A 933-nucleotide genomic window follows, 5' to 3' on the forward strand; every position below is an offset into this window, starting at 1 on the left:
ACTCGTAGGTGATGACGGAACTTGACGCTGCCAGGTCGGCAAGGGCGGCCGGGTCGTCATAGGCGGCTGTTATCTGCCGGTTGGCGACCTGTGCGGCCGGGCAATCCGCTTGCGGCTCCAGCACCACGGTGCGGTAGCCGAGACGGGCGGCAGCAACAGCCAGCATGCGGCCGAGCTGGCCGCCGCCAATGATACCGATGGTCGATCCGGCGGGCAGGCTCACGGCGTATCCGTCGGTTCAGCCGCGACCTTGGCAGTCTGCGCGGCGCGCCAGGCATCCAGACGGACGGCAAGGCTGTCATCGTTCAGGGCCAGCACGGCGGCGGCCAAAAGGGCTGCGTTGGCGGCCCCAGCCTTGCCTATGGCCAGCGTTCCAACGGGAATGCCGGCTGGCATCTGGACGATGGACAGCAGCGAATCCTGCCCGGAAAGCGCTTTCGATTCCACCGGCACGCCGAACACCGGCAATGGCGTCATCGCCGCCGTCATGCCGGGCAGGTGTGCTGCACCGCCGGCGCCGGCGATGATCACCTGGTAACCGGCCGCCTTGGCGCCCTTGGCGAAATCATAGAGCCGGTCCGGTGTACGATGCGCGGAGATGATGAGCCGCTTGTGCGGGATGCCAAGTGCTTCCAGCGTTTCGGCGGCATGGCGCATCGTCGCCCAGTCGGACTGGCTGCCCATGATGATGGCGACGTCGGCGCGTTGATCGTCCAAGTCCGTGTTCCCCGGCGACAAAGGCGCGCCTTAGCGGAATTCGCGCGAGGCCGCAAGGATAGGCGGCCGCTGCTGCGGTCTGGCAAGACGGAAACCAGCCGGTCAGATGCCGTCGCGCTCGGCCTCTGGCGTCGAGACCAGCAAGGCCGAAGCCGCGTTGGCGGCGGTGATGGCCGCCCGCATGGTCTGCCCACGGGCAAGTCCCGCGGCCAGCGC

Annotated in this window: 1 protein-coding gene and 1 pseudogene; both read right to left on the bottom strand. The window is 68.1% G+C overall.

All coding sequences use genetic code 11. From position 1 onward, the window contains the following. Positions 1–223: pseudogene (locus EN969_RS32970) on the bottom strand (5-(carboxyamino)imidazole ribonucleotide synthase); the annotation flags it as partial. Further along, positions 220–717 carry a 5-(carboxyamino)imidazole ribonucleotide mutase gene (purE, locus tag EN969_RS32975; RefSeq protein WP_063169171.1) on the bottom strand — a complete coding sequence of 166 codons (498 nt, stop codon included), beginning with the start codon at positions 715–717 and terminating at the stop codon, positions 220–222. The gene purE and the pseudogene EN969_RS32970, both read right to left, overlap by 4 nt. Between the last annotated feature and the right edge of the window lie 216 nt (positions 718–933).

Origin of the sequence: Mesorhizobium sp. M7A.F.Ca.CA.003.01.2.1, assembly GCF_003998945.1 — a bacterium.
Classification (GTDB): Bacteria; Pseudomonadota; Alphaproteobacteria; order Rhizobiales; family Rhizobiaceae; genus Mesorhizobium; species Mesorhizobium ciceri.